The following is a 26,486-nucleotide window of genomic DNA, read 5'->3' as shown; positions in this document are numbered from 1 at the left end:
TTGCCAAGAGCTGCTCCGATTTTGTTTTGACCGCCGGACAAGGAACGCGATCGGCTGCATAAAGCTTCGAAACAGGGTGATTTTTGCCACTATTTTACCGCATCGTTTTGAAAGTCTTCGCTAAATCGTAGCCGGAGACTTTGCTTTCCCTTGATTATTGTGATTATTGGGACATTTATTGCATCCTGTGCTTATTGTTCATCTGGACGGGCGGAAACCGGGTAAGACGGAATGGCGGATTTTGTAGCGGTACTGAAAAAGACGATCGATGCGCAGGCGGACAAATCGCCGGAGTTGCGCCAGCGCGTTTATGCGAAAGCGCGCGCCACGATCGAGCAGAAGCTTGTCACGGCAAATGCCTCGCAGGCTGTGGCTGTCCGCCAGCGCAATATCCTAGAAGACGCCATTGCCGAGGTTGAAGCCTTTTATGCGCCGCCAGCCGCCGTGCCGGAGCCGCCGGTCGAGGATGCGCTGGATGATTTTCTGCAGGAGGCGAATCGCGCCGCGGAAGACCGCTCCCCGCCCCATGATGACGACGAGCCTGCATTTTCCCACGCGCCGCGGGGTGAGCGCCGCGACAGCACCAGCGACGATGAGGATGCACCGGCTTTCGTGGCCGAGCGCAACGATGACTGGAAGCTGGACCGCGCCAAGGAAAAGGCGCAGGCCCGCCGCAGCGAATATATCGAGCGCACGGCCCGCAAAGAACAGCGCTCCTATAAGGGGCTGGTTGTCGCGTTGATCGCAGTTCTTGCTCTCGGAACCGCCGGCTACGTTGTCTGGAACAACAAGGACAAGATTCAGGAACTGGCATCGAGCCTTGGGCGCAGCGATGCGCCTGCGACCGGTTCCGACACCCAAACACATCCTGAAGGCACGACGCCGCCAGCCGACAGCAATACGGCGACCACGGGCGGCGAACAGAAGCCGGAACAACCGCAGCAGCCTGCGGGCGAACCGAAGCTGACGCAGCGGTTGATGCCGGATGGCAGCGAAACCGATAGCGGGCCTGCCGGTGGCGCGAATGGCATCGGGGAGGGCACGTCGACCGCCGCTTCCACCCCGGCCCCTGCCGAAACGAATCCGCCGACGGGCGCGCAGCCCGGACAGAACCAGACCGTCGCCGTTGGCCAGCAGGCCCTTCTTTATGAAGAACGCGGCGGCGCGGGGTCGGATTCGGTCGAGCGCGGCAATGTGGTCTGGTCGACGATCGAGGAAAGCCCGGAAGACGGCCAGCCTGCCCAGCCCGCCGTGCGCGCCACGGTCACGATGCCGACCAGCAAAGTCGAGCTGAAGATGACGATCCGCAAGAATACGGACCAGTCCATCCCGGCGAGCCATCTGATCGAAATGGTCTTCACCGTGCCGGAAGGCTTCCCCGGCGGCGTGGTGGATAATGTGCAGCGCGTCACCTTCAAGGATACGGAACAGGCGGCGGGCAATCCGCTGGTCGCCGTGCCATCGAAGATCGGCGACAACTTCTTCATCGTATGGCTGAACGACGCCCGCACCGCGCAGGACACCAATCTTTCGCTGATGCGTCGTTTGCAGTGGATCGACATTCCGATTTCCTACCGCAATGGCCGTCGCGCGCTTATCAGTCTGGAAAAAGGCGTGCCGGGCGAGAAGGTATTCAACGAGGTTCTGGGTACGAATTAGAGCGCGTTTCGATCTGATTGGATCAGATCGGCGCTCTAACTATTTATTTTACCGCGCATTTTTTCCGAAAACCGTTTCACACTTTTCAGAATGCGCTCTAACCCGCCACGAAACGAAAAAGGCCGCTTCGAGCGGCCTTTTTGTTGGCGGGCAGTCGAGGATTACTTCTTTTCAGCGAAGGCCTTGATAGCCTTGGCGACTTCGTTCTGTGCAGCTTGCGCACTGTCGAAGCCAGCCAGTTCAACGACCTTGCGGCCTTCCGGCAACTGCTTGTAGACGCGGAAGAAGGCTTCCAGACGCTGCTGTTCGATCTTCGGCAGGTCGGTGATTTCCTTGATGTTGTCATAGGTCGGATCGATGTCCGTGGTCGGCACGGCGACGATCTTGTCGTCCTGGTCGCCGCCGTCGATCATCTTGAGCACGCCGATGGGGCGAACCTTGATGATCGCGCCCGGAACAATCGGTTCGCGCGTATAGATGATTGCGTCGAGCGGATCGCCGTCACCGGCAAGCGTGCTGGTGATCGAGCCGTAATTGGCCGGATAGATCACCGGCATGGACTGGTAGCGGTCGACGACGATGTGGCCGGTCTTGTCGTCGATTTCATATTTGGTGAAGCTGCCCTGCGGGATTTCGATGGCCGTGAAGAACTCCTTCCCGTCCTGCTCCTTCTGCGGATAATCGAGGAAGGAGACATAGTCGGAAGCAGATGCGGCAGTGGCGGCGGTAAGCGCAAGAGCTGCGGCGAGCAGGAGCTTTTTCATGGAATGGCCTTGAAGCTTGGGTGAAACACGCCCTCGTCCCTAAAGCCAATCCATTACAGTTGTTTGACGGTTTTATATCGGTTGCATGACGGTTTCGGCGAGGAGGCGCCTCGCGATACGCTGCCGGGCTGATGCCGACCTTCCTGCAAAACCGATTTCCATTTTTGCTGCCCCAAACAATACTGCCGCAAAATGGTGTTCCCATCTTGCGGCAGTAAAAGGATCAATAGAGCAACTGTTTAAGCGTGCGCTTCCTCGACTTGATTCAGCGCCTTCTGCTGCTTGAAAGCGGCGGCCTTTACCGCCGCCTGCACCTTTTCAAACGCGCGCACTTCGATCTGGCGCACACGCTCGCGGCTGATGTCGAATTCGCTGGAAAGATCTTCCAGCGTCATCGGATCATCCGAAAGGCGGCGGGCCTGAAAAATGCGGCGTTCGCGGTCGTTCAGCGTATCCATCGCCTGTTCCAGCATGGAGCGGCGGTTTTCCAGTTCGTCCTGCTCGATCAGGATCTGCTCCTGGCTGCTGCTGTCATCGACCAGCCAGTCCTGCCATTCGCCGGATTCGCCTTCGGAAGCGCGCAGCGGCGCATTCAGCGAAGCGTCACCGGACAGACGGCGGTTCATGGAAACCACTTCGTCCTCGCTGACATTGAGCTTGGTCGCGATCTGCTTGACCTGATCGGGGTTGAGATCGCCGTCGTCGAGCGCCTGAATCTTGCTCTTCATCTTGCGCAGATTGAAGAACAGGCGCTTCTGATTGGCGGTCGTCCCCATCTTCACAAGGCTCCACGAGCGCAGGATATATTCCTGGATCGAAGCCTTGATCCACCACATGGCATAGGTGGCAAGACGGAAACCGCGTTCAGGCTCGAAACGCTTGACGGCCTGCATGAGACCGACATTGCCTTCCGAAATGACTTCACCGATCGGCAGGCCATAGCCGCGATAACCCATGGCGATCTTGGCCACGAGACGCAGATGGCTCGTCACCAGCTTGTGGGCGGCCTTGGGGTCGGTATGTTCGTGATAACGCTTGGCCAGCATATATTCTTCCTGCGGCTCAAGCATGGGAAAACGGCGGATTTCTTCCAGATAACGGGTAAGGCCACCGTCACCTGACGTGATGCTTGGGAGATTCATCTGGGCCATAGAGCACCCTCCTTTATGATTTCAGGTTCCCGTTTGGCGAACCTGTCGCGGGGGCTGCCTCCTGCACTTCCCTCTCGCGAGCCTCCATATATAGGCATGATTTTGGCGAAAACACGATCCTTTAACTCATGAAACAAACTGTCACTACAATGTGAACGCAGCTCCCGGTCAAAGGTTTCGTGAAATCGTCTGAAATGAATTGCGTGTTGTGAGAGAGCGGCTTTCACCGCGACCGCGCCCCCGGTCCTGATACTGAAAAGCCGAGATTAATCAGCAATCCATTCTTTCGCCAACCATGATAGTTGCCAGTATTATATAGAATGCTTGCGGAAATTTTCCAGAAGGTGCTCCATATCTTCCGGCACCGGGGCTTCAAAACGCATCAGTTCCCCGGTGGACGGATGGGTGAAGGCGAGCAGCCAGGCATGCAATGCCTGCCGATGGAAACCGCGCACGGCCTCTTTCAAGGGGTCCGGCAGCTTGTTGGCCTTGGTCTTGTAGGCGCTGCCATAATCCATGTCGCCGACAAGCGGGTGGCCGATATGGGCCATGTGCACGCGGATCTGGTGTGTCCGGCCTGTCTCTAGGCGGCATTCGACGAGCGAGGCGAGCGCGGTCGCGTCTTCGCGGGGCCCGAATTTTTCGACCGTGGCATAATGGGTGACGGCGTGGCGGGCATCTTCCCGCTCTTCATTGACAACGGCCTGCTTGGTGCGGTCGCGATGCGAGCGCCCCAGATGAGCGTCGATATAGCCCTGCGGGCGTTCGGTCATGCCCCAGACGAGCGCGAGATAGGCGCGCTCCAGATCGCCGGTGCGGCCATGGTCGGCAAACTGTTCGCTCAGATGCCGGTGCGAAAGATCGTTCTTGGCAACGACCATGACGCCGCTCGTATCCTTGTCGAGACGATGCACAATGCCCGGGCGGCGGATTCCGCCGATGCCCGACAAGCTATCGCCACAATGATATATGAGGGCATTGACGAGTGTTCCCGTCCAGTTGCCGTTGCCGGGGTGAACGACAAGCCCGGCGGGCTTGTTGATCACGATGAGATCGTCGTCCTCGTAAAGAATATCGAGCGGTATGTTCTCGGCAATCGGCTCGGCTGGCTCCGGCTCAGGCAGCACGATGGCGATTGTCATGCCTTCGCGCAGCTTCTGCTTGGCTTCACGGGCGGGCGCGCCGTTGATGGTCACATGGCCTTCGGCGATGAGGGATTGAACGCGGCTGCGCGAGAGTTCCGGCCCCAATGCTGCGGCCAGCCACTGGTCGAGACGCTTGCCTGTGGCATCGGAGTCGGTCGTAAGCTCTTTCACTCGTGTTTTCCTTCTTGAGAGCTGTTCTGCCGTGACGAAATCGTCAGAACTGCCCCGTCTCTAGATTTTACCGCATTTATGCGGCCTCAAATGTTTCCATTTGGCCGCAAAATGCTCTATCACCCGCACACGCCTTAACACGGCGAAGTTCGAACCGGAGTCGTTGAATGCAGGATCCACACTATCCCAGATACCAGAATCATCAGGATTCAGGCTATCAGGACTATCAGCAGGGCTATTACCCCGATGAACAGGCCGAGCCCCCGCTTGATCCAGCCATGGAACGTGTGCGCCGCAAAATGATCCGGCTTCTGGCCGTCTCCATCGGTGTCATGCTGATCGGTCTTATGGCGGTGCTTGTCGCCGTTGTCTACAAGATCAATCGCGCGCCGGAAACCCCGGTTGACGAAGCTCGGTCCGATATTCCCGGACAGGCCGCGCCGGTACCCGCAAAGCCGGAGCCGCCGAAGCTGATCGAATCGCAGATCAACCTGACGCCGGGCACCCGCCTTCTTTCGCAAAGCCTTTCGGGCAACGAGCTTTCGCTGGAAACGCTGCTGCCCGATGGCGGCACGGAACTCATCATCTATGATTATCGCGAGTCGCGCATCATCGGCCGCATCAAGCTCGGCAATGTCGAGTAGGGCGAACTGATCAGGGCGGCATGATTGCCGCCCATTTGTTCTGTCTTCGAGGATTGCGCTTTTTCCTTTTGGCGCTTATATCAGCGATGTGGCCTGGAGCGCGTTTCGATTTGATTGAATCAAATCTGTGCTCCCGGTTCTCGTGTTTCAAGCATAAGCTTGTCGATCCTGTTTCACTCCGGTCGGCTCGTGCTCCAAGCGCCCATCGTCTAGCGGTCAGGACGGCGCCCTCTCACGGCGCAAACAGGGGTTCGATTCCCCTTGGGCGTACCAGCATAATTCAATCCTGCCTGAACAAACTGCAATCATCCCGTGTTTGCGGGATATGAATGCCGCGTATGGTGGTGGTATTGTTCAGGCATGTGGAAAATTGGGTCGAATATCTATCCTCAAATCCATAATGCGGTCAGGGTGAAAGGCATTCTTGCCGAGCCTTTCACGCCGCGAGACGTGCGGCGCGTCGCTCCGGGCTGGCCTTACTCCCGATACTTCTCGTTTCTTGCCGAAAACTGCACCGCCAATCAACCGGAAGGCCATGCGCTTTTCGTGCGCGTGGGCAGGGGACAATATCATCTGAACGACAGGGCGACGGCATCCGAGCCGGATCAGTGCGCGCATTCACGATAACGGCTGGGGAGATCGGCGCATGTCCAGTTGCAAAAAATTGCAACTGGCGGCGAGACGGTGCATAATCGAACCATGAGTGAATCGTACAAGAAACCCGATTATGAACAGGAACTGCGCCAGGCAGGCGTCCGCATCACGCGGCCGCGCCGGATCATCCTGAACATATTGACCGAAACGGAAGATCACCCCGACGCGCTGGAGATTTTTCGCCGGGCGGTGGAGATCGATGACAGCATTTCGCTGTCGACCGTCTATCGCACGATGAAGCTACTGGAAGAGCGCGGCGCTATCCACCGCCACGCCTTTGCCGGAGGGCCGTCGCGTTTTGAACAGGCGAGCGGCGCGCATCACGACCATATCATCGACATGGATTCCGGCGATGTGGTGGAATTTCGCTCCGACAAGATCGAAAAACTGCAGGAAGAAATCGCCCGGTCGCTCGGTTACGAGATCGTGCATCACCGGCTCGAACTTTATTGCAAAAAAATTCAAAACTGATGGAACCAAGTTTCGTCTGCCGCGTTTAGCGCCCATGAAGGTCGTGACCCCGCCCCCACAACGCGGCCTTCACAGTTCGCCTCAACCTCCCCGCACGAGGCGAGCGGCGAGAATGCCGCGCTGATGTCAACATCAAGCAGCAGGCGTTCCGCAAATTCAGAGCAAGCCGCTGTGGTTCAGGCTGATCGCCGGACCATGGCGGCTTTTTTCATTTCGATCGGGTTCTATCAGGCGTCGAACTGCTCTGTCGGGATGATGAGGGAATAAATAGCGCCGGTTCCATCGATGCGATAATCGGCATGGCCGTTGACGGAGGCGGGAACGATGCGCTGCAGCACGGCGCTGCCGAAGCGCGGATCGTGCTCGAAAACCTCGGGCATTGCCGGATTGGTCTCTTCCCAGTGGAATTCCAGCCTGTCATCGCCGCTGGCCACATGCGTGACCCTGGCGGAAATCCTCACCCGGCCATAGGGTATGGACAGGCCGCCGAAGGAGGTGGCATTCACCACCAGCTCGTGCAGCGCGAGGCCGACATGCAGCGCCGCGCCGGGGAAAAGATAGGGGTTGTCTCCCTCGATGCTCACGCGTTCATCGGTAACGTCGATATATTTCTCGACCTGCGAATGCACGAGATCGCGAAACAACGCGCCGCGCCAGTTGGAATCGGTCACCAAATCCTGCGAATAGGATAGCGACTGGATGCGTCCGCGAAATTTCAGCAGGAAATCATCGATGGAGTCGGTGAAGCGCGCGGTCTGGCTGGCGATGCTCTGCACGATGGCAAGCAGGTTCTTGGAGCGATGGCTCACTTCGCGCAAGAGCGTCTTCAGCACCTGTTCGCGCCGCTTTAACTCGCTGATTTCGATGGCGGTGGTGACGAGGCCCAGAATATTGCCCTCGTCGTCGCGGTCGCAGTCGACGTGAAACTCGATCCAGCGCAGCTTGTCGCCGTCATTGATGGCGATTTCCACATTCTGCGCTTCGCCCGTGGCCAGCGCCGCTTGCTTGGCGCTGTCGAGCTTGTGCAGGGCGGCGGAAAAGATGAAATCGCAGTCGCTTCCGCCGACTTTCCACTTTTCCTGCCAGTAGAGCGGGATATTTTCCCCCCATGAATAGAGGAGATCGGGCCGCTGATAGAGAACGCAGACATTGCTGTTGCGCACGGCCCGCAACAGCGCCCGCAAACGGGCTGCGTCCGGTTCGGTTTCTTGCAGGTTGAATTTTGCGCCAGCCGCCATGTCTGCCTCGATTATCCCGCAACCGCACTCGATCCGCCCATGGGCACCCCCCCTAAAACCCCGGAAATGCTGATTGGAAGTTTACGTGCCATGGTGTCCATTTTCACTGACAGGCTGACGGATCTCGGTCGAGCAATCATCATTCGATCCCTGGACTTGCCGACTTTGGCTGGCCCGAATTCTGAAACCGGTAAACCGCCGCATGGCTCATGCGGCGGTTATTTCCATTGAGACGTAATATAGGCTGGTGCTTCAGGAGGTCAAAAACTGCCTTTGATTTTGTGCCGGTTATGCCTTGCGGATCGCCGAGGCGATGAGCGAAATCACCAGCAGGGCAAGGAACACGAAGAATAGAATCTGCGCTATGCCAGCCGACGCACCGGCGATGCCGCCGAACCCGAGCGCACCTGCCACAAGTGCTACCACAAGAAATACGAGCGCATAATAAAGCATGTTCGGTCTCCTCTTTATTGTGTGCAAGAATAACGGGATCAAGACCGTATTTGTTCCGTGCTTCCGGGAGAATTAACGCGTTCACAACTCTAAATACTCATGACGTGCCGTAAGGCGGCGTGACCGGGCGAATAGATGGCGAAACCCGCAATCGAACTCCCGAAAGTTCTTTGCCTTTCGGGAGTGTTTGCGCACGCAAAACCGTTTCACAGTTTTGCTCGGAAATGCTCTAGGCCGCGACCTGCGAGGCTTCCTCGAAAAAGAGCGCCTGGCTGATCAGGGCCTTCACCATGTCGGGATTGAACGGCTTGGTGACGAGGAAGGTCGGCTCGGGGCGCTCGCCCGTCAGCAGCCGTTCCGGGAAGGCGGTGATGAAAATGACGGGTATGGTGTCATTTTGCAGGATTTCGTTCACCGCATCGATGCCCGAGCTTCCATCGGCAAGCTGGATATCAGCCAGCACCATGCGCGGCTTTTCCTGCTTGTAGAGCGCCAGCGCCTCATCCCTGGTGCGCGCGATGCCCACCACTTCGTGACCAAGGCTTTCCACCATCTGCTCGATATCCATCGCGATCAGCGGCTCGTCCTCGATAATCATGATGCGCGTTGCCACCTGGCGCGAGATTTCAGCCGATGCGACCGAGAGAACGCGGCTCAGTTCAGCGTCGTCCAGTTCGAGAATTTCGGCGGCTTCCCGGTCGGAAAAGCCTTCCACCGCCACAAGCAGGAATGCCTGACGCGGCAAGGGGGCGATATTGGAAAGGTTTCTTGCCGCACGCTGTTCCCATGCAAAATCCGATGCCGGTTCCGGCACGCGGACCGAGGCCGTCTTGTAGAGATCGCAGAAAAGACGATAGAGCCCGATCCGGTCGGATGAAGCGTCCGGAAATATGCTCACATCGGCAATCAGGGCTTCAAGGGCAGCCGCCACATAGGCGTCCCCGGACGATTGCGAGCCGGTAAGGGCGCGGGAAAAACGACGAAGATAGGGAAGATGCGGCGCGATACGCGTCGATAACGTCATGGTAATGGAACTCCTCAACTGCCGCTTTCGTTCATTTATGCATTTCGGGCGGACCGAAACCGGCCCTCTCCACCCATGCCTTGAGCGCAGCATTATGGTACTCTAAACGGGACGTTTGGAAAAAAGTTCCGTGACGGAGAAATATATTCGGGAACTTTTTGGAAACCTGCGCATTTCCCGCTGAAGCAGGGGCTTAGATTAATAGGGTAGGGCAGTCAGCCCGGAACGATCAAGATATGGCAGAAAAAGAAAACCTTCACATGAACGGAGCCGGGGTCAGGTCACCCCGCCGCGTTCAGAAGGATGTATTGGGACCAAATTGTGAAGTCGGATTGAAACTGAAGGCACTGTACGCCTCGATACAGGACGAGACGATCCCGGATCGCTTCCTCGATCTTCTTGAAAAACTCGATCAGGCTGAACAGGAGAGTATGCGTGAACACAGCACCCGGTCCGTCGGTTGAAAGCAACGCGCAGTTCAAGCGGGAACTTCTGTCCTCGCTGCCGAGTTTGCGCGCCTTTGCGGTGTCGCTGATCGGCCAGCATGACAAGGCGGACGATCTCGTCCAGGATACGATCATGAAAGCGTGGGCCAAGCAGGAGTCCTTCGAGATGGGGACCAATATGAAAGCATGGCTCTTCACCATCCTGCGCAATGAATTCTACACGCAGATGCGCAAGCGCGGCCGCGAGGTGCAGGACACCGATGGCGTGTTCAGCGAACAGCTCGCCGTGCATCCCTCGCAATATGGCACGCTCGACTTGCAGGATTTCCGTGCCGCGCTGGAGCAGTTGCCTGACGATCAGCGCGAGGCGATCATTCTGATCGGCGCGTCGGGCTTTGCCTATGAGGAAGCTGCGGAAATCTGCGGCTGTGCGGTCGGGACCATCAAGAGCCGTGTCAGCCGCGCCCGCACGCGCTTGCAGGAAATTCTCAAGATCGAGGGCGAAAGCGATTACGGTCCCGATGCCGATTCATCGCGTGCGACCTTGCGAAGTTTTGCGTAATCCCCGATAATTTCGCCCTCTTTCCCACCGGAAAGGGGGCTTGAAGTGCAGCGGGCCGAGCCTGCTGTTTTTGCCTGCGGCGATTGCTTTTTATTCAGTCAACTGTAGGTTAGTATTTGCTGATATTTCATGTCGGCAAAGTGATTGTCTGTTTGTGGGTTGCGTCCTTGCCATCGGCCTTGTTGCAAAAACTGCTCCGATCGTCATCGAAGCCGGTTGCGGTTATCGTGTCGCTTGGCCTTGTGCTGCTGTCGGCGATCATGACGCTGTTTCTGTCGTCCGGCGTCAACCACCAGGTCGTCGATATTTCCCGCAACTACGCCCTGCGCCAGCAGGTCGACAAGGTTGCGCGCCTTGCCAGCAATATGGAGATGAGCCGGCGCGGCTATCTTCTCACGCTCGATGAGAGCTATCTCGATCTCTATCGCAACACGATCCTGAGCGTCGACAACACGCTGGAAGCGCTGGAAGCCCTGACCGGCCAGAGCCCGGTGCAGGATGAGCGGGTGAAGCAGATCCGGGCGCTGGTCGAGCGCGGACAGGAAGATGTGCGCGAGACGGTCGACCTTGCCCGGTCGGGCAATGTGGCGGCGGCGGTTGAAAAAGTACGCGGCGACGAGGGCAAGGTGCTGATGGACCAGCTTGCCAGCACGGTGACGCAATTCATCGACGCGGAGGAACAGCAGCTTCTGGAACGCAACGAGCGCATCAACCGCATGCGCTACTGGATGACGGCGACCTCCATCGTGGCGCTGGCATCGGCTGCCATGCTGGCGCTTTTGCTGTTCAGCCGCGTGCAGCGCTATGCGCGATCCATGTTCGAGGGGCAGACGGCGCTTCTGTCGGAAAAGCAATTGCTGGAACAGCGCGTGAAGGAACGCACCGCCGAGCTTGAAGAAGAGCGCCGCATTGCCGAGCGCGAGCGCCAGCGGGTCGAGCTTCTGTTGCAGGACACCAACCATCGCATCGGCAATTCGCTGGCAACGGTTTCATCCCTGCTTGGTCTCCAGATGCGGCAGACGCGCAGCGAGGATGCCCGTGCCGCCCTTGCCGCCGCCCGCGACCGTGTCCAGACCGTATCGACGGCGCATCGGCGCCTGCGTCTGGGCGAGGATATGGAAACAGCTCGCCTCGACGAGTTTCTGGAAACCGTCATCGATGACATCCGAAATGCTGTCGGTCAGGACCGCAGGATCGAATTTTCCACCGATTTCGCGCCGCTCGATCTGAAGGCGCGCGACGTGACGACCATCGGCATCATTCTGGGCGAGCTTGTCACCAATGCGATCAAGCACGCTTTCAAGGGCCGTCCGGAAGGGCATATCCGCATCAGCCTGAAGCCGGGTGAAGAGACTGTCCCGGTGCTGATTGTGGAAGATGACGGCGTGGGCCTGGACGCGGATCAGCAAAAGTCGGGCGAAAAGAACGGTCTGGGGACGCTGGTCATCGAGCAGCTTTGCATGCAGTTCGGCGAAAAGCCGGTTTACTGCAAGACGGATGATGGGGTGGGAACCAGAGTGATCGTCCGCCTGTCGTCGCTCCTTGGAGAAGGCGAAAGGTCGGTCGGCACATAGGCACCACGTCCGATGTGGAGCCTCAACAGGTAGTCTCGGTAGAGAGCGAAGCGACGGATTGGTGTTTCACTCTGCTTTCTCGCTCGCAAGCCCGGCTCGCTCCATCGTGAACAAATTATCAGCCATGAAGTCCACGAAGACACGAATCTTCGGTGACAGATAACGGCTCGTCGGCCAAAGAATACGGAAGATACCCGCCTCTGCCGTGAAGCCGTCGAGGATCGATACCAGCTTCCCTTCTTTTATCTGTTGGGCCACTGCGAAATGGGGCAAGCAGGTTATGCCAAAACCGTTCTCGGCAAGGTGGATCAGCGGCTCAAGCGTGCTGGCCACCGTCGTTGTTGGCAGCGTGACACGCAGGTCTTTGCCGTCCCTGGCCAGCGGCCATGGCTCCAGCTTGCCCGAATTGGCATATCGGTGGTGCATGCAGCGATGACGTCGCAGGTCTTCAGGCGCCAGCGGCACGCCTTCTCTTTGTAGATATTCAGGCGAGGCCACTATCCGGTGCCGGAAGGAGCCAAGTTTGCGGCTCATCAATCGCGTGTCACGCATTTCACCGGTGCGGACAACGGCATCGAAACCTTCTTCGATCACATCGACCAGCCGGTCGGTGAAATCGAGGTCGAGGGTGATTTCGGGGTAGGCTTTCATGAATGCCGATATCGCCGGCATCAGCAGCACGCCCGTCAGCGGAAAACTCACGCGCAACAGGCCATGAGGCTTGCTGCGGGACCGTGAAAGCTGCGCCTGCGCCACATCCAGTTCAGACAGAATACGCCGGCAGGTATCAAGAAAAAAGCTGCCTTCCTCCGTCAGCGTCATGCTGCGCGTCGAGCGATGGAAGAGGCGCACCCCCATCTCCTGTTCAAGACGCGCGATTGCCTTGCCAACCGCCGAGCTGGAGAGACCCAGCCGCTGTGAGGCCGCGACAAAGCTGCCGCCTTCCGCCGCCTGAACGAAAATGCCCAACGCACCAAGCTTGTCCATGTCTATCCTATTAAGGAATAATTTTCCGCTCTTACTGGAATACCAGACCATTTATCCCGTATCGCACAGTCCATATCAAGCCTCTCACGGCAGCCAATGCCGGTTTTCATCAGAGGAAGACACATGGATATGAAGTTCGCCGCCGGATTTTGCGCCTCACCCGAACCAACCACTTTTATCGTCAACGTCATTCATGCCCATCCGGGCAAGCAGGATGAAGCGTTTCAAATCATTCAGGACGTGGTCCACTACGTGGCGGAGAGAAAGTCGGGGTTTCTCTGGAGCAATCTTGCCAAGAGCACCGACGGGCTGACCGTGGTCAACATTGAAGCAATTCAGGGTGCGGGCAATGTAGACGAGTTCTTTTCCGATCCGGTTTTCGTTGAAAAATTCCGTAAGCTGGATGCCGTCTCAACCAGCGAATTTCATACCTATAGCGTCGGCGATCTGGTTCTGCCCAAACGCGGGCAGAAGGGTTGAACGCCATGGCCCATTCGACTCTGGACCACCGCACGGTGAGCGAAGGGGCGGACGATGCTCGCTTTCCGATGTCAGCTCTTCTTGCCCTTGCCATGGCTGGTTTCATCACCATCCTGACAGAGGCCCTGCCAGCGGGGCTTCTTCCGCAAATGAGCGCGGAGCTGGGCGTCACCCCCTCCGTTGCCGGCCAACTCATCACGGTATACGCCATCGGCTCGCTAGTGGCGGCCATGCCGCTAACCGCGGCTACCCAGCATTTCCCGCGCAAGCCGCTTCTCCTTTGCGCCATTGCGGGCTTTGCGGTGGTCAACACGATAACGGCGATCACCGGGAGCTTCGTTATCATGCTCCTGGCACGTTTCTTTGCAGGCGTTTGCGCCGGGCTGTTGTGGGCGATGATCGCCGGATATGCGGCGCGCATGGTTCCAGACCAGCAAAAAGGGCGCGCCATCGCAGTTGCGATGGTGGGTACGCCACTGGCCTTGTCTCTGGGAATTCCGGCAGGAACCCTGATGGGGTCCGTCATCGGGTGGCGCAGTACATTTTTGCTGATGACCGCGCTCACCGCGGTTCTGATAGGGTGGGTCCAGGCAAAGGTGCTCGCTTATCCGGGCACGGCGATCAATGACCGGTCTTCCATCAGGGGCACTTTGGCAATCGGTGGAATCAAGTCGGTGCTGATGGTTACCCTGCTGTTCGTCTTGGCCCACAACATCCTTTATACCTACATCGCCCCGCTCGTGGTTCCTGCCGGGCTGGAGCGGAAACTCGACGTCGTTCTGCTGATGTTTGGGCTGGCGGCAATCGCAGGGATCGTTATTGTCGGTTATCTGGTCGGCCGATGGCTGCGGGCGCTGGTGCTTGCCAGCATCATGCTGTTCGCCGCCGCCGCATTCATATTTGGCATCGGGGGCGAGGTGCCCGCACTGTTGTGGCTGGCGGCGGGCGTGTGGGGATTGGCGTTCGGAGGCGCCGCCACCCTGTTTCAGACGGCAGCCGCCAATACTTCGGGGCGGGCTTCTGATGTAGCGCAGTCGATGATCGTCACAGTCTGGAATCTGGCGATTGCGGGTGGAGGCATCGTCGGCGGCCTGTTGCTCGAGCACGCCGATATCGGTTGGCTCCCCTGGTCGGTTTTGGCATTGTTGCTGCCCGCCTGTTGGATCGCTTTCGCGGCAAAAGACACGGCCTTCCCGCCGGGCAACTGAGCCCTGTGATGCGCCGAGGGCGTTTCCGAGCCAAAAGTGGGAAACGCCTATGCGGGGAAATCAGTCCACTGGACTGATTTCTAATCCCGCTTCTTCTTGTCCGACAGCAGCGAAACCAGAGCGATGCCCGCAAGCGGCAAGGCGGCGGCCAGTATGGGCCGCTTGAGGATGGCGGGTACGGTTGCGATTGCCGCCGCCGCCATCATGGCCGACTTGTCCGCTTCCATTTTCTGCTTGCGCTTTTTCGCCTCGGCAGCCGCCTGAATTTTCAGCACCGCGAGGATGAGCAGCGCCACGATCAGCGACAGGCCAGCGAGAATGAGCGCGGCCAGCGGTCCGCCATAGCTTTGCGCAAGCGCCAGAAAAGCGGCAACACAGAAAAAGGTGATTGCGATGATCGCGAAGATCGCGATGGCTGCGCCGAAAATCGCCGCGCGTTTCGTTTGACCCGCGACGAATTTCAGTTCTTCGCCTGCCATAGCAGACAACAGGGGCATCAGGGCTTTCAGCATGGCGCGCCTCAGCGGCGGGAGAGCAGGGCCAGCAGATAGCCGATGCCGAGTGCGGTGGCGAGCGAGGTGATCGGGCGCTCACGCACCGTTGCCGTCAGCTGGGCTTCGAGATCCTGCGCCTTGTTGCGCAGATCATCGATTGCGTCTTCGCCCTGGATATAAGCGCTCTTGTAGGTTTCCTTCGCGCTGCGTTTGGCGTCGCGGACCGTCTGTGAACCGAGATTGGCAAGTGTCGCCGCGATGGCGGCAATATCTTCCTTCAGTTGCTCGACCTGCGCCTGAAGGTCTTGCGCGCTGGCATCGGTCAGCGCTTCCTCGATCTTGTCTTCGATCCTGCTCGTTTTCGCGGATGCACGCGCCATATGGGCTCTCCTGTTCATTCTCGGGTTATCGTTCGGATGGGTTGTCCGGATAACGTGCGGCTGGCCTAATGGTTGCATGCGAAGCCAGTGGCGGCAACACGGCCAGCCGCCTGTTGCAAGTCATGGTAAATCAGGGGGTAAATCACGGCGTAAATCAGGGGGACTAAATCGGGGTGTCACTCCGCTTCGCCGTGCAGGATCGTGCTTTCGGGGTCCTTCTTGTAGGCTGCTTCCGAATAGGCGGGCTGCGCCTGCAACTGTTCCTTGGTGAACTGCGTGAAGACATTCACCTTGTCGTCCTTGCCGGTCGCCACGTCGAGATTGGCGATGGAAACGGCCACAGGCTTGGAATTGATGCCAAGGAAACCACCCACGTCGACCACGAAAGCCTCGGTCTGGCCGTCGGCGGACATCAGCACATCGCCCACCGTTCCGATCTTTGTTTCATCCGCGCCGAAAACCGTCGCGCCAATCAGCTTGTCGGCGCTCAGCCCTTCCGACGGCACCGGCTTCATGCCCTCGGGCATGAGCCTGTCGGCCTTTTGCGTCGTAATCGTCTTTTCGGCGGCGGGCGGTTCGGCACGCGGCGCGCCATCTGCTGCGAAAGCCGCATTGCGGTCGAAGGCCGGTGCCTTTTCGAGCTGTTCCTTGGTGGCATCCACGATCAGCCAGCGCTCGCCGTCGCCACGGACCACCCAGGACAGATGGTCGAAGCCGATGGCGACATCCTTTTCGCCCACGCCCAGAAAACCGCCGACCCCGATCACCACCGCCTGCGGGCTGCCATCCGCGCCGAGAATCACGTCATTGACCGTGCCGATATTGGCGGCATTGTCCGAGGGACCGTTATAGACCGCCTGCCCGATGAAGCCCGACACAAGAAGCTGGCCCGGCGATGCAACGAAATATCCATTCTCGCTGGCGATCGGCTTTTCCTGTTTCTCATTGGAGAAAATCGGCGAACGGTCCTGGGCAAAAGCGGGCAGGGCGATCAGCGCGGCAAGAGCCGTGGAGGCGAGAAATCGTTTCATGAAAACTCCTGTCGGTAATTAAGGCAAACCGAAGGCGAGAGCCAATCTCGCCGTCAACAGGAGAAAAAACGAGGGGAAACGTATACAGTTCCGCTCAAATTCCGTGTTATTCGAGCGTCAAAATTATGAATCTACCGTCTTTTTCATGGCAAAAATGTGACGACAGCAACCTATGATTGATATTTTGCCTTTATTCAGGCGAGCAATAGATAGGCCGCTCCAGCCAGCATGATGAAGGCCAGTCCGACATGCTTCGGCTTCAGCGAGCGCGGCTGTACCGGCAGCGGATCGTCATTTCCTGCCATGGCAGTGCGCGCCGCATGTTCAAGCGTCTGGATATCCTTGAGCATCATTGGCATGTCCCTCCAGATTCCGGCTCAATTCCACTTCGCGCGGAACTGCATATCCTCCCCCGCGCCGGAATTTGTTTTTAAAACCAATCCCGAAGCGCTTCGGTCACCCTATCAGGTCTGATTTGACGCGAATGTGCAACTGGCAAAAGGGCGGGAGCCGAAAAATCTTCCCGGACCCCAATTTGGCATGATGAAAATGCCTCCAAAACAAAAACATGACTTGCGTCATCATGTTATTGGGAGTTAAGAAGAAACCCAACAGGCGGCGCGACGGCCTGCATGAAGGTTTGGTCATGTGCGCGCGGATTTGAACAATCAAAAGGCGAACAAAATGACTGGTTTCTGGCGAAAAGGCTTCATGGCTGCGGCTATGGTCATCGGCTTGCTGGGCGCAACTTCCGCATTGGCGCAAAACACGGCGCAAGATGCATCCTCTCCGACGAATGCCTCGGCTGTTGAAGCGCCTTCCGGTCCCGCTCCGGCTGCATCGCCTTCGCCTGAACTGGTCCAGTCGCAGACGGCTGCATCTGTTGAGAGCGACAATGGCCTGATCCTCCCGCACGACCTGTCGCCATGGGGCATGTTCATGGCTGCCGACTGGGTCGTGAAAGCGGTGATGATCGGTCTGGCGCTGGCTTCGCTTGCCACATGGACGGTCTGGGTCGCCAAGTCGCTGGAGCTGGCCGGAGCGCGCAGCCGTGCCCGCAAGGCATTGAAAATCATCGGCCATTCGGCGACGCTTGCCGAAGCTGCCCGCGCGCTGGAAGATGCCAAGGGACCGGGTGCGGTTCTGGTCCGCGCCGCGGAAGACGAGGTTCGGCTTTCGGGTCCGGCGCTTGCCCGCGCTGGCGGCGAAGGCCTCAAGGAACGCGTTTCCTCGCGCTTGTCGCGCATCGAAGCCAAGGCTGGACGCAGCCTCTCCAAGGGCACTGGCATTCTGGCGACCATCGGCTCGGTCGCGCCTTTTGTCGGCCTGTTCGGCACGGTCTGGGGCATCATGAACTCGTTCATCAATATCAGCCAGGCGCAGACGACCAACCTCGCTGTCGTGGCGCCGGGTATCGCGGAAGCCCTGCTTGCAACGGCCGTTGGCCTCGTCGCGGCTATTCCCGCTGTGGTGATCTATAACGTGTTCGCACGTTCGATCACCGGCTACCGTGCGCTGCTGGCCGATGCTTCGGCAGGTGTGGAGCGCCTTGTCAGCCGCGATCTCGACTTCAGAACGGCCGGTGTGCGTGAAGGCACGCTGCACGCAGCGGAGTAGGCGCCATGGCTGGTAAATTTCGCGAAGGCGGCGGCGACGATCTCGAGCTGAACCACGAGATCAATGTGACGCCGTTCATCGACGTCATGCTGGTTCTGCTCATCATTTTCATGGTGGCGGCACCACTGGCCACGGTTGACGTGAAGGTGGACCTGCCTGCCTCGACGGCAGCGCCTGCGCCGCGTCCCGACAAGCCGCTTTATGTGACCCTGAAGGAAGACCTCAGCGTCAGTGTCGGCAACGATGTGGTGGAGCGCGAGCGCCTCGGCGGAGCGCTCGACGTCCTGTCGGAAAAAAACAAGGAAGCGCGCATCTTCCTGCGTGCCGACAAGAATGTCGGTTACGGCGAGCTGATGCGGGTGATGAACCTTCTGCGTGAAGCGGGCTATCTGAAGATCGCGCTGGTGGGGCTTGAAACCGTCGGCGCAAACGCCACCGGAACGGCTCCGGCGGCTGCGACACCGGGAACGGCACCTTCCTCGCGGGCACCGCAGGGAGCCGCGCAATGAATGCACTCCCGCCCGAGCATCCCCCGATAAAGGTGGCTTCAGCCGACGTTCACCATCATTCCTTCTGGCATGATGCAGGGCGCTGGCTCGGCGCGGGCATTCTTGTTCTGACCGTTCATGCCGCCGGTGCCTATGCCGTCCACATGGCACAGGAGGAAGACCAGCCCGATGGCACGCAGGTTGCCGCCATGGTGGTGGAACTTGCGCCGGAGCCGGAAGCGCCGATGGAAGAGCAGATTGCGGAAGAAGCCCAGCCGGAAACCGCTGAAGCGCCGCAGGAACAGGCGGAACCTGCCCCGCAGCCGGAACCCGTGCAGGAAGAACCGACGCCGCCCGAACCGGAAGAGGTGACGCCGCCCGAGCCTGCGCCGGAACCGCAGGCGGTTCAGGAACCGGAAGAAGTTATCCCGGATGTGGTCGAGGCCGAAAAGCCGGAAGTTGCGGTGCCCATGCCGGTTGAAAAGCCGGAAGTGAAGCCGGAGCCCAAACGCGAGCCGAAGCCGGAACCGAAAAAGGTCGAGAAGCCAAAGCCGGAAAAGCCCAAGCAGCCCAAGGCCGAAAAGCCGAAGCCAAAGAAGGCTGAAAAGGCACCGGAAACCCGTCAGGCCGCTGCGCCGCAGATGGATGCTGACAGCGGGGCAAAAACGACTGCAAGCCGGCGCGGACAGAATGCTGCGGTACAGGGAGTGAGTTCCGACAAATGGAAGTCCAAACTTTATTCGCACATCTTAAGGCGTACTCGTTACCTGAAACGACAATTGGGAAGGGACGCCAAGGGCGTCTTGCAGCTTCACGTTGTCGTAGATCCTTCGGGAAACATCCTTTCCGCGAAGCTGGCGGCATCATCGGGCAATCCAAAATTGGACCAGCTTGCCCTAGAGGCGACAAAACGCGCTTCCCCTTTGCCCGCACCTCCCGCTGCTTTGGCTCAGCCCCGGAACCCAGTCTTGGTGCCTATGAAGTTTGAATAGTGTATAGTTTAAAGGAGGCCGGTCACGAAACCGGCCTTTTCATTGTCAGCGATTACTCCACAAATCCGAACATCGGGCCATAGCCGCCATGCCAGGATATATCGTTGCGCTCCAGCGCCGGGACGTAGATGCCTGCGCCGCCGCCGCCATCCAGAAACAGCGCGTTCGGGCATTCAAGATGGTCTCGAAACAATCTTGCAAAGTCGTGGAAGTTGACCGCGTCCTCGCTGACCGCGAAGCGGATCGCGCCGCCATCGCAAACGCCGACGCCGCTGCGTCGGGTCTTGTCCGTTGAGCCAAGAATAAAAATCGGATTGATCCGGTTGCCGATGACCAGCATCGGGCCGGACTGGGTTGCCAGACGCGGCTTCATCCGCTGTTTCACGAAACGGTCCGTCGGCAGGATTCCAGCGCCCTTGTCGTCGAGATAGAAGACGCCGTTCGGCTTCTTGTAGAAGTTCGGCACAGGGCCGGAGCCGCGCGGCGGTGTGGCCTTGCTGACGGGGCGAAGCTCGCGGCCATCCTCGACATAAAGGCCCATCGGCGCGAAATCAGGCTGATACATTCCGGCATTGAGCGCGAAAACCAGATTTTTGCCCCGGCTTGCGGCAGCATCGGCCAGTTTTGAAAAATTGCGATAGGGCTCGCCATCCGCATTCTTCCAGAACAGGCGCAAGCCATCCGCCTTTGCCTCGCAGATGATATAGTTCGTGTTTTCAAAGGTTTGGCTGTTGCATGCTTCAGCCCGGACAGATTGTGCCAGGGCGAGCGTTGCAGCAAATGTCAGGGCAGCTGCGGACAGGTGTCTCTTGAAGCGAATCATCGCTGTGCTGCCTCCCGTCAGTGTTTTGCTATTCGGACGACAGTGCCACAGCGGGAAGCAGGCGGGAAGCCTTGCGCGCCGGCAGGAAGCCGAAGATCAGGCCGGTGGCGAAAGCGCAGGCGAAGGCCAGCAGGACCGGCCCGACGCTGTAGCCGACCGAAAGACCGGCCCAGCCCGCGATGGCCGCAGCGCCGAGCCCGATCACGACGCCAAATGCGCCGCCAATGGCCGAGACGGTCAGCGCCTCGGTGATGAATTGCAGCAGGATATCGCGCCGCCTTGCGCCGGTTGCCATCCGCACGCCAATCTCGCGGGTGCGCTCGGTCACGCTCACCAGCATGATGTTCATGACGCCGATGCCGCCGACCAGAAGCGAGATCGCCGCCACGGACCCCAAAAACAGGGTCATCGTGTTGCCCATCGCCGTCGCGTCCTCGCGGATGGAGGACATGTTGGTTATCATCGTGTCGCGCTTCTTGTGGCGCTGGTCGAGCAGGTCCTGAATCTGTTCCTGCGTCGTGTTGATGAGATCGGAATCCTTCACCTGCACGGTGATGGTGCGCACATATTTTTGGCCGAACAGCCGCAGATTGCCGGTCGAAAGCGGCACGACCACCACATCGTCCTGATCCGAACCGCCAAAGCCGGCGCCCTTCGGCTCCAAGGTTCCGATCACCTGAAACGGAATTTTCTGGATCAGGATATATTGGCCGATAGGATTGCTGCCGTCCGGGAACAAGGTGTTGACGACGGTTTTGCCGAGCACGGCAACGGGCGCGTAATTGTTGATATCGCTCTGGCTGATGAAATCGCCGGTCGCCACCTTCCACGATTTGGCTTCGGAAAAGGCGGGAACAGTGCCATTTGCCTGCGACTGGTAATCGACATTGCCGCGCCGCAGCGTCACCGTGCCGGTGACTTCCGGGACGGCGGTCTTGATGTTCGGCAGTTCCAGAATTGCGGTGGCGTCTTCGGGGACCAGTGTCACTATCGAGCCTGTTCCACGGAAACCAGCCATGGAGGGGCGAACCAGAATGAGATCGGTGCCCATGGCATTGATACGGTCGAGAATGGAATTCTGCGCGCCGGTGCCGATGGCGAGCATCGTCACCACGGAACTGACGCCGATGATGATGCCGAGCAGGGTGAGGATGGTGCGGAAGATGTTGGCCTTCAGCGCGCGCATCGCCATCTTCACCGCTTCCGAAACATCGGCGATGCGGGCGGAATTGCCTTCAAGGCTCTCCTGCAGCCGGAAGGGAGCCTGCGTATCGGGGATGGCGCGCTTGACCGTGTCGGAAAGAATCTGCCCGTCGCGGATTTCGATCAGCCGGTCGGCGCGTTCGGCCACTTCGCGGGCATGGGTGATGACGATGACCGTGTGACCCTGCTGGTGCATGGAGCGGAGCAGTTCCATCACGTCTTCTCCGCTCTGGCTGTCGAGCGCGCCGGTCGGCTCATCCGCAAGGATGATGCGCCCGCCATTCATGAGCGCGCGGGCGATGGAAACGCGCTGCTGCTGGCCGCCGGAAAGCTGGTTCGGGCGATGGTCGAGGCGGTCGCCGAGTTTCAGCTGGTTGAGCAGTTCGGCGGCGCGTGCATGGCGTTCGGATGCGGGCAGGCCCGCATAGATCGCCGGAACCTCGACGTTTTCCTGTGCTGTCGAGGTCGAGATGAGGTTGTAGCTCTGGAAGACGAAGCCGAAAGTGCGGCGGCGCAATGCGGCAAGCGCATCGGCATCCAGTGTCGACACATCCTCGCCATCGAGCAGATATTGCCCGCCGCTCGGACTGTCGAGACAGCCCAGAATATTCATCAGCGTTGATTTGCCGGAGCCAGACGCGCCCATGATCGCGACGAATTCGCCAGCCTGAATGTCGAGCGTGATGCCGTGCAGCACCTCAACGGCGAGATCGCCATTGTGGTAGGTCTTGCGGATATCATCCAGTCTTATGAGCGGCGTGCCGGACTTGAGATTGTCGGTCATGGGGCGGCTCATCAGAACAGGCGCATGCCGGGCCTGCGGCCGCGCTGCCCTGCGGCGGCTTCGGCACCGCTGGAAGCGCTGGTGACGATGACCTTGTCGCCTTCCTCAAGGCCGCTTTTGATCTCGGTCTGCACGCGATTGCGCACGCCGATTTCGACTTGACGTTCGGTGACCGCGCCACTGTCGCTCACGACCTTGACCGAAATCTGTGGCTTGGCTTTCTGGTTCTGGCCTTTCTGGTTCTGGCCTTTCGGGTTCTGGTCGGCACGCTTGTAGTTCAGCGCCGAGGAGGGGACGATTAGCACGTCCTTTGCCTCGTCGAGAATGAAATAGACCTGCGTGCTCATATTGATCATCAGTTCGCCGGTCGGGTTCGGAACGTCGAACAGCGCATAATAGAGAACAACATTGTTCTCGGTCGCGGGCGTCGGCTTGATCTGGCGCAGCGTGCCGGCGAAACGTTTTTCCGGCTGGCCGAGCAAGGTGAAATAGACCGGCATTCCGGGCTTGAGCCTGCCGATATCAGCCTCCGAAACCTGCGCTTCCACGGTCATCACCTTGAGGTCGGCCACGGTGACGATGGTCGGCGCGCTCTGCACGGCATTCAGCGTTTCGCCTTCCTTGGCGGCCTGGTCGACGACCGTGCCTTCCATGGGGCTGTAAATCTTGGTGTAGCCGAGATCGACCTTGTCGCTGGCAAGCTGGGCTTCCTGCTGGCGGATCTGCGCGCCGAGCGCCTTCACGTCGGCCTCGGCCATGGCAAGATCGGCATCGGCCTGATCGACGGTGGCTTGCGACACGCCGCGCGTGGCCAGAAGCGAGCGCTGGCGCGCCGCATTGGCTTTCTTGAGCGTGAGCTGCGCCTGTTTGCTCAAAAGCTGCGCCTTGAGATTGTCGAGCTGGGCGCTGGCGATTTCCACTTTCTTCTCGAAGGGCGACGGGTCGATTTCCGCGATCAACTGGCCCTGCTTGACCTGATCGCCCACCTCGACCTTCACGCTTTTAAGCTGGCCGGAAACCTGTGCGCCGACATTGATGCTGCGCAGCGCGCTGAGCGTGCCGACGGCGGTAATGGCGTTTTCGATGTCGCCGCGCGTGACCGTTTCGGCGAGATAGTTCGTCTTCTGGCCGCCTGCTTCGCCCGAGCCGTAAAAATACCAGCCCGCGCCCGCAGCGATTGCCGCCAGCGCAAGCCAGAGCCACCAGCGGCGCGCGCTTTTCGGCGACGGTGCCTTGCGCTGCCCGGTTTTGGACGAATCGGAAGATGTAAGCACCGTCAAACCCTCAAAACTTTCAGAACCGCCGCTCATCGGAGATTCATAACTGTGTCCCGCATAATTTTTGCCCCATGCAACCAAAGCGGGACAGCGCGCGCTCGGATGGCACAGTGCATCCGGATATCTATGCTTCCCGGCTCAGGATTTCATCTTAATTATTTGTCATGCAATAATTGCCGTCGGCACAGTGGCTGGAGGTTCGCCAGCGCCATTGCCAATTCACTCCACGCAGGCGATGCAGTGAAGAAAAGCTGACGTCAAGATACAACTTGCGGTTATTCTTTTCAGTTTTGACGGATGCAGCCCAATTATTAGTCAAATTAAGTGTTCTTAAATTATCTATCGGTTAAATAAGGCCGGAAAAGCACAATCTAAAAGTAGAAATAATAATCCGGAACGTGATCTGTCCGCAAAGGCGGGTGGTCGGCGCATGCATGATGCATGTTGCTTGGAAATGGCATGGGAATAAGGTTTCGATGCTCTTGGACGGGAGGGCAAATGGCTTACCTTATTATGGGGCGAAAAAGGTTTTCATTCGTAACGAACAGGTTTCGAAGAATACCATTATTGTTGTTTTTAAATCGAAATAAAAGCGGTACTGCGGCGGTCGAGTTCGCAATATTGGCGCCGGTTTTTCTTCTGATCCTGATGGGCATGATTGCGTTCGGCCTTTATCTGGGCGTGGCGAACGCCGTGCAGCAGCTTGCGGCTGACGCAACACGGACGGCGTTGGCAGGCATCGATCCGCCGGAGCGGCTCGCGCTGGCGACCAGCTATATCCAGAAAAACGCAGCGAAATATTCGCTGATCGATCCTGAAAAGATGCAGGTGAATGTCGACAATGCCCAGTCCGACCCGAACCAGTTTACCGTGACGATCCAATATAATGCGGAGAACCTGCCGATCTGGAACCTGATGACGGGCCTGCCGCTTCCGGACACGACCATCACAAGGGCATCGACAATCAGGCTCGGCGGAATCTGAGACGGGGCGGGGGATAAGTCATGCGGGGTTTTGTATCGCGTTTCCTGCGGGCGCGGGGCGGCAATCTGGCGACGATGGCGGCGCTGGTCTCCCCGCTGTTCCTGGCAGTGGCGGCATTTTGCGTGGACACGAGTTCACTGTTTCTGGAGCGGCGCCAGTTGCAGAACATGGCCGATCTTGCGGCCGTCGCCGGTGCTTCCTCTCTTTCGCAGGCCGATGATGCGGTGCTGCGGCAATTGCGGGCAAATGGCGTCGATCCGGTGCTGATGAGCGGCAGCTACGACCCGTCCGTTGTCGACGGAAAGACCGACGACAAAACGCGGGTCTGGGTAGAGAAGGGCAACTATTTTCCCGACAAGAACCGCGCGGTGGAAAACCGTTTCGTGGCGGGCGGTGCAAACCCGGATGCGGTTCGCGTCCGGCTGGCGCGCCCCGGCAATCTCTATTTCGGCCAGTCCTTCATCGACCGGCCCGCGCTTGGCGCAACCGGCATGGCCGCGACGAAAGCGGAAGCGGCATTTTCGATCGGTTCGCGATTGTTGAGCCTGAACACCGACCAGAGCGTGCTGAATGGCCTTCTGGGTGGGCTTCTGGGAACCTCCCTCAACCTGAAGCTTGTTGACTACAATGCCCTGGCTGCGACCGATATCAACCTGCTCGGCTTTCTGGACAAGCTTGCTCCGAAAGTAGGGCTGACGGCTGGAACCTATGACCAGTTGTTGAATACGGATGTTTCAGTCGGCATGTTGGCGACTGTGCTGGCCGAGGTGGTGACGAACAATCCGACAGCCAAGGCAGCACTCGGTATTCTGGGCAAGGATGCAGCAGCCCTTGCTGCGAAACTGCCGGTTGGAAAATTGCTCGGGCTTGGGTCGATCGCCGATGCATCGCTTGGATCGGCCAGTAATTACAATATCACGGCCAATGTCCTGCAATTGATTTCAGCGGCAGCGATGCTGGGAGGCGATCATCAACTTCAACTTGGCACCGGGCTGAAACTGCCGGGAGTGCTGGCATTCAAACTGGATGTCGCAGTTGGAGAGCCCGTGCAAAAGACCCCGTTCTTTACCGTGGGCGGAGCAGGTACCTTGGTGCGCACTGCGCAGATACGCCTGCTTTTGACGCTTGAGGTCGGCAATGACGGGCTTGTTTCCTATCTGGCCAATGTTCACGTGCCGATCTTCATCGACGTGGCGAGCGGCGAGGCTGAACTGAAAAGCATAAGCTGTCCGCAGGGCCCTGGAAGTGCCACGGTGAAACTCGCCGTCAAACCGGGCCTGGCCGGTGTTTATCTTGGCGATACCGATATAAATCTGATGAAGAATTTCAGCAAAACGCCGGTTGTCAGGAAGACAGCGATCGCTACAGTGAAATTGCTGGTCGCAGACATCGCCGAGCTTCGCGGTCGTGTCGAATTGCCGCTCGGCAACCCCAAGCAGGAAATTGTGACCTTCACGCCTGCCGATATTGCCGCCAAACGGATCAAAACCGTGGGGACCAACCAACTTGCCGGATCGCTTTTTGTCGGGCTGGTAAAGGGGCTCGATCTTGAGGTTGTTCTGCTCGGATTCTTGCCCTTGCCTCTACCCCTGAGTGGGTTGACCCAGCTTTTGGGCACATTGCTCACCCCTTTGGGCCCGACGGTGGATGGCTTGCTTTTCGGAGTGCTGGATCTGCTCGGCGTCAAGATCGGACAAGCCGACGTTCAGGTCACCGGTGTCCTCTGCCAGCGCGCCGTTCTTACACAGTGAGAAAAACCGCAATAAAAAGCCCGGCGAACCG

Annotated in this window: 28 protein-coding genes and 1 tRNA gene; 15 read left to right on the top strand and 14 right to left on the bottom strand. The window is 58.7% G+C overall.

Features of this window, described 5'->3' with window-relative positions; all coding sequences use genetic code 11:
• The first annotated feature begins 231 nt into the window (after window positions 1-231).
• Complete coding sequence (locus AC0TOF_RS04150; protein WP_473767318.1) at window positions 232-1,659, top strand: transcriptional regulator; 1,428 nt, start codon at window positions 232-234, stop codon at window positions 1,657-1,659.
• Window positions 1,660-1,820: 161 nt separating this feature from the next.
• Here the strand turns inward: AC0TOF_RS04150 and AC0TOF_RS04145 are convergent, their stop codons facing one another.
• The 3 genes from AC0TOF_RS04145 to AC0TOF_RS04135 form a co-directional block, all read right to left on the bottom strand.
• Window positions 1,821-2,423 (bottom strand): inorganic diphosphatase, encoded by a 603-nt coding sequence (locus tag AC0TOF_RS04145; protein ID WP_122000355.1) that lies wholly within the window; start codon window positions 2,421-2,423, stop codon window positions 1,821-1,823.
• Window positions 2,424-2,662: 239 nt separating this feature from the next.
• Window positions 2,663-3,574, bottom strand: a complete 912-nt coding sequence (gene rpoH, locus AC0TOF_RS04140) for an RNA polymerase sigma factor RpoH (RefSeq protein ID WP_122000356.1) — start codon at window positions 3,572-3,574, stop codon at window positions 2,663-2,665.
• 311 nt (window positions 3,575-3,885) lie between these two features.
• Entirely contained in the window at window positions 3,886-4,890 is a 1,005-nt protein-coding gene (locus AC0TOF_RS04135; protein WP_473767317.1) for an RluA family pseudouridine synthase, read from the bottom strand.
• A gap of 167 nt (window positions 4,891-5,057) precedes the next feature.
• On the opposite strand from AC0TOF_RS04135, the gene AC0TOF_RS04130 reads away from it, so the two are divergent.
• From AC0TOF_RS04130 to AC0TOF_RS04115, 4 genes are all read left to right on the top strand, one after another.
• A complete protein-coding gene (locus tag AC0TOF_RS04130; protein ID WP_122000358.1) occupies window positions 5,058-5,534 on the top strand; it encodes a hypothetical protein in 477 nt (158 codons plus the stop codon).
• Between the two features lie 198 nt (window positions 5,535-5,732).
• Window positions 5,733-5,807, top strand: a tRNA-Glu gene (locus tag AC0TOF_RS04125).
• An 87-nt stretch (window positions 5,808-5,894) separates the two neighbouring features.
• Window positions 5,895-6,161: a hypothetical protein gene (locus AC0TOF_RS04120; protein ID WP_122000359.1), complete on the top strand. Its 267-nt coding sequence runs from the start codon at window positions 5,895-5,897 to the stop codon at window positions 6,159-6,161.
• A 72-nt stretch (window positions 6,162-6,233) separates the two neighbouring features.
• Window positions 6,234-6,659, top strand: a complete 426-nt coding sequence (locus AC0TOF_RS04115; RefSeq protein ID WP_122000405.1) for a ferric uptake regulation protein — start codon at window positions 6,234-6,236, stop codon at window positions 6,657-6,659.
• 227 nt (window positions 6,660-6,886) lie between these two features.
• Here AC0TOF_RS04115 and AC0TOF_RS04110 read toward each other — a convergent pair whose 3' ends face one another.
• From AC0TOF_RS04110 to AC0TOF_RS04100, 3 genes are all read right to left on the bottom strand, one after another.
• Window positions 6,887-7,897, bottom strand: a complete 1,011-nt coding sequence (locus AC0TOF_RS04110) for a PAS domain-containing sensor histidine kinase (protein WP_162997273.1) — start codon at window positions 7,895-7,897, stop codon at window positions 6,887-6,889.
• Between the two features lie 288 nt (window positions 7,898-8,185).
• Window positions 8,186-8,350 carry a DUF1328 domain-containing protein gene (locus AC0TOF_RS04105; RefSeq protein WP_006473348.1) on the bottom strand — a complete coding sequence of 55 codons (165 nt, stop codon included), beginning with the start codon at window positions 8,348-8,350 and terminating at the stop codon, window positions 8,186-8,188.
• A gap of 229 nt (window positions 8,351-8,579) precedes the next feature.
• The gene (locus tag AC0TOF_RS04100; protein WP_122000360.1) at window positions 8,580-9,374 is read right to left on the bottom strand and encodes a response regulator; all 795 of its coding nucleotides are present in this window, start codon (window positions 9,372-9,374) and stop codon (window positions 8,580-8,582) included.
• Between the two features lie 236 nt (window positions 9,375-9,610).
• On the opposite strand from AC0TOF_RS04100, the gene AC0TOF_RS04095 reads away from it, so the two are divergent.
• From AC0TOF_RS04095 to AC0TOF_RS04085, 3 genes are all read left to right on the top strand, one after another.
• Window positions 9,611-9,838: a NepR family anti-sigma factor gene (locus AC0TOF_RS04095; RefSeq protein ID WP_122000361.1), complete on the top strand. Its 228-nt coding sequence runs from the start codon at window positions 9,611-9,613 to the stop codon at window positions 9,836-9,838.
• Window positions 9,810-10,382: an RNA polymerase sigma factor gene (locus tag AC0TOF_RS04090; protein WP_006467673.1), complete on the top strand. Its 573-nt coding sequence runs from the start codon at window positions 9,810-9,812 to the stop codon at window positions 10,380-10,382. The genes AC0TOF_RS04095 and AC0TOF_RS04090 overlap by 29 nt, the downstream gene beginning before the upstream one ends.
• 167 nt (window positions 10,383-10,549) lie before the next feature.
• Window positions 10,550-11,956: a sensor histidine kinase gene (locus AC0TOF_RS04085; protein ID WP_473767402.1), complete on the top strand. Its 1,407-nt coding sequence runs from the start codon at window positions 10,550-10,552 to the stop codon at window positions 11,954-11,956.
• 66 nt (window positions 11,957-12,022) lie between these two features.
• On the opposite strand, the gene AC0TOF_RS04080 is transcribed toward AC0TOF_RS04085, so the two are convergent.
• Window positions 12,023-12,943 carry a LysR family transcriptional regulator gene (locus AC0TOF_RS04080; RefSeq protein ID WP_473767316.1) on the bottom strand — a complete coding sequence of 307 codons (921 nt, stop codon included), beginning with the start codon at window positions 12,941-12,943 and terminating at the stop codon, window positions 12,023-12,025.
• Window positions 12,944-13,066: 123 nt separating this feature from the next.
• Here AC0TOF_RS04080 and AC0TOF_RS04075 point away from each other — a divergent pair, with 123 nt between their 5' ends.
• Together AC0TOF_RS04075 and AC0TOF_RS04070 are read left to right on the top strand one after the other, a co-directional pair.
• Window positions 13,067-13,423, top strand: coding sequence for an antibiotic biosynthesis monooxygenase (locus tag AC0TOF_RS04075; protein ID WP_122000363.1), 357 nt, complete (start codon window positions 13,067-13,069; stop codon window positions 13,421-13,423).
• A gap of 5 nt (window positions 13,424-13,428) precedes the next feature.
• Window positions 13,429-14,631, top strand: a complete 1,203-nt coding sequence (locus AC0TOF_RS04070; RefSeq protein WP_473767315.1) for an MFS transporter — start codon at window positions 13,429-13,431, stop codon at window positions 14,629-14,631.
• An 80-nt stretch (window positions 14,632-14,711) separates the two neighbouring features.
• On the opposite strand, the gene AC0TOF_RS04065 is transcribed toward AC0TOF_RS04070, so the two are convergent.
• The 4 genes from AC0TOF_RS04065 to AC0TOF_RS04050 all read right to left on the bottom strand — a co-directional run bounded on the left by AC0TOF_RS04065 (window position 14,712) and on the right by AC0TOF_RS04050 (window position 16,889).
• Window positions 14,712-15,143, bottom strand: a complete 432-nt coding sequence (locus AC0TOF_RS04065) for a hypothetical protein (RefSeq protein WP_122000364.1) — start codon at window positions 15,141-15,143, stop codon at window positions 14,712-14,714.
• 8 nt (window positions 15,144-15,151) lie between these two features.
• Window positions 15,152-15,505: an ElaB/YgaM/YqjD family protein gene (locus tag AC0TOF_RS04060; RefSeq protein WP_473767314.1), complete on the bottom strand. Its 354-nt coding sequence runs from the start codon at window positions 15,503-15,505 to the stop codon at window positions 15,152-15,154.
• A 176-nt stretch (window positions 15,506-15,681) separates the two neighbouring features.
• The gene (locus AC0TOF_RS04055) at window positions 15,682-16,536 is read right to left on the bottom strand and encodes a PRC-barrel domain-containing protein (RefSeq protein WP_473767313.1); all 855 of its coding nucleotides are present in this window, start codon (window positions 16,534-16,536) and stop codon (window positions 15,682-15,684) included.
• A 194-nt stretch (window positions 16,537-16,730) separates the two neighbouring features.
• Window positions 16,731-16,889 (bottom strand): hypothetical protein, encoded by a 159-nt coding sequence (locus tag AC0TOF_RS04050; protein WP_473767312.1) that lies wholly within the window; start codon window positions 16,887-16,889, stop codon window positions 16,731-16,733.
• Between the two features lie 295 nt (window positions 16,890-17,184).
• Between AC0TOF_RS04050 and exbB the strand changes: the two genes are divergently transcribed.
• From exbB to AC0TOF_RS04035, 3 genes are read left to right on the top strand one after another with little or no spacing between them, the layout of a single operon-like run.
• The gene (exbB, locus tag AC0TOF_RS04045; RefSeq protein WP_473767311.1) at window positions 17,185-18,153 is read left to right on the top strand and encodes a tonB-system energizer ExbB; all 969 of its coding nucleotides are present in this window, start codon (window positions 17,185-17,187) and stop codon (window positions 18,151-18,153) included.
• A gap of 5 nt (window positions 18,154-18,158) precedes the next feature.
• Entirely contained in the window at window positions 18,159-18,662 is a 504-nt protein-coding gene (gene exbD / locus AC0TOF_RS04040; protein ID WP_473767310.1) for a TonB system transport protein ExbD, read from the top strand.
• On the top strand, window positions 18,659-19,633 hold the full coding sequence (locus AC0TOF_RS04035; protein WP_473767309.1) for an energy transducer TonB: 975 nt from the start codon (window positions 18,659-18,661) through the stop codon (window positions 19,631-19,633). The genes exbD and AC0TOF_RS04035 overlap by 4 nt, the downstream gene beginning before the upstream one ends.
• Before the next feature lie 52 nt (window positions 19,634-19,685).
• Here the strand turns inward: AC0TOF_RS04035 and AC0TOF_RS04030 are convergent, their stop codons facing one another.
• From AC0TOF_RS04030 to AC0TOF_RS04020, 3 genes are read right to left on the bottom strand one after another with little or no spacing between them, the layout of a single operon-like run.
• Window positions 19,686-20,456, bottom strand: coding sequence for a phosphodiester glycosidase family protein (locus tag AC0TOF_RS04030; protein ID WP_473767308.1), 771 nt, complete (start codon window positions 20,454-20,456; stop codon window positions 19,686-19,688).
• A 28-nt stretch (window positions 20,457-20,484) separates the two neighbouring features.
• Window positions 20,485-22,455, bottom strand: a complete 1,971-nt coding sequence (locus AC0TOF_RS04025; protein ID WP_473767307.1) for a MacB family efflux pump subunit — start codon at window positions 22,453-22,455, stop codon at window positions 20,485-20,487.
• Window positions 22,455-23,717 (bottom strand): efflux RND transporter periplasmic adaptor subunit, encoded by a 1,263-nt coding sequence (locus AC0TOF_RS04020; RefSeq protein WP_473767401.1) that lies wholly within the window; start codon window positions 23,715-23,717, stop codon window positions 22,455-22,457. Before AC0TOF_RS04020 ends, AC0TOF_RS04025 begins: the two co-directional genes overlap by 1 nt.
• A gap of 501 nt (window positions 23,718-24,218) precedes the next feature.
• Between AC0TOF_RS04020 and AC0TOF_RS04015 the strand changes: the two genes are divergently transcribed.
• Window positions 24,219-24,704 carry a TadE/TadG family type IV pilus assembly protein gene (locus AC0TOF_RS04015; protein WP_473767306.1) on the top strand — a complete coding sequence of 162 codons (486 nt, stop codon included), beginning with the start codon at window positions 24,219-24,221 and terminating at the stop codon, window positions 24,702-24,704.
• Window positions 24,705-24,724: 20 nt separating this feature from the next.
• Window positions 24,725-26,455, top strand: coding sequence for a pilus assembly protein TadG-related protein (locus tag AC0TOF_RS04010; protein WP_473767305.1), 1,731 nt, complete (start codon window positions 24,725-24,727; stop codon window positions 26,453-26,455).
• Window positions 26,456-26,486 lie beyond the last annotated feature (31 nt).

The organism is Ochrobactrum sp. PL_is501, from assembly GCF_055816895.1.
The sequence above is the reverse complement of the archived record's forward strand: the minus strand, read 5'-3'. Positions and strand labels throughout refer to the sequence as shown.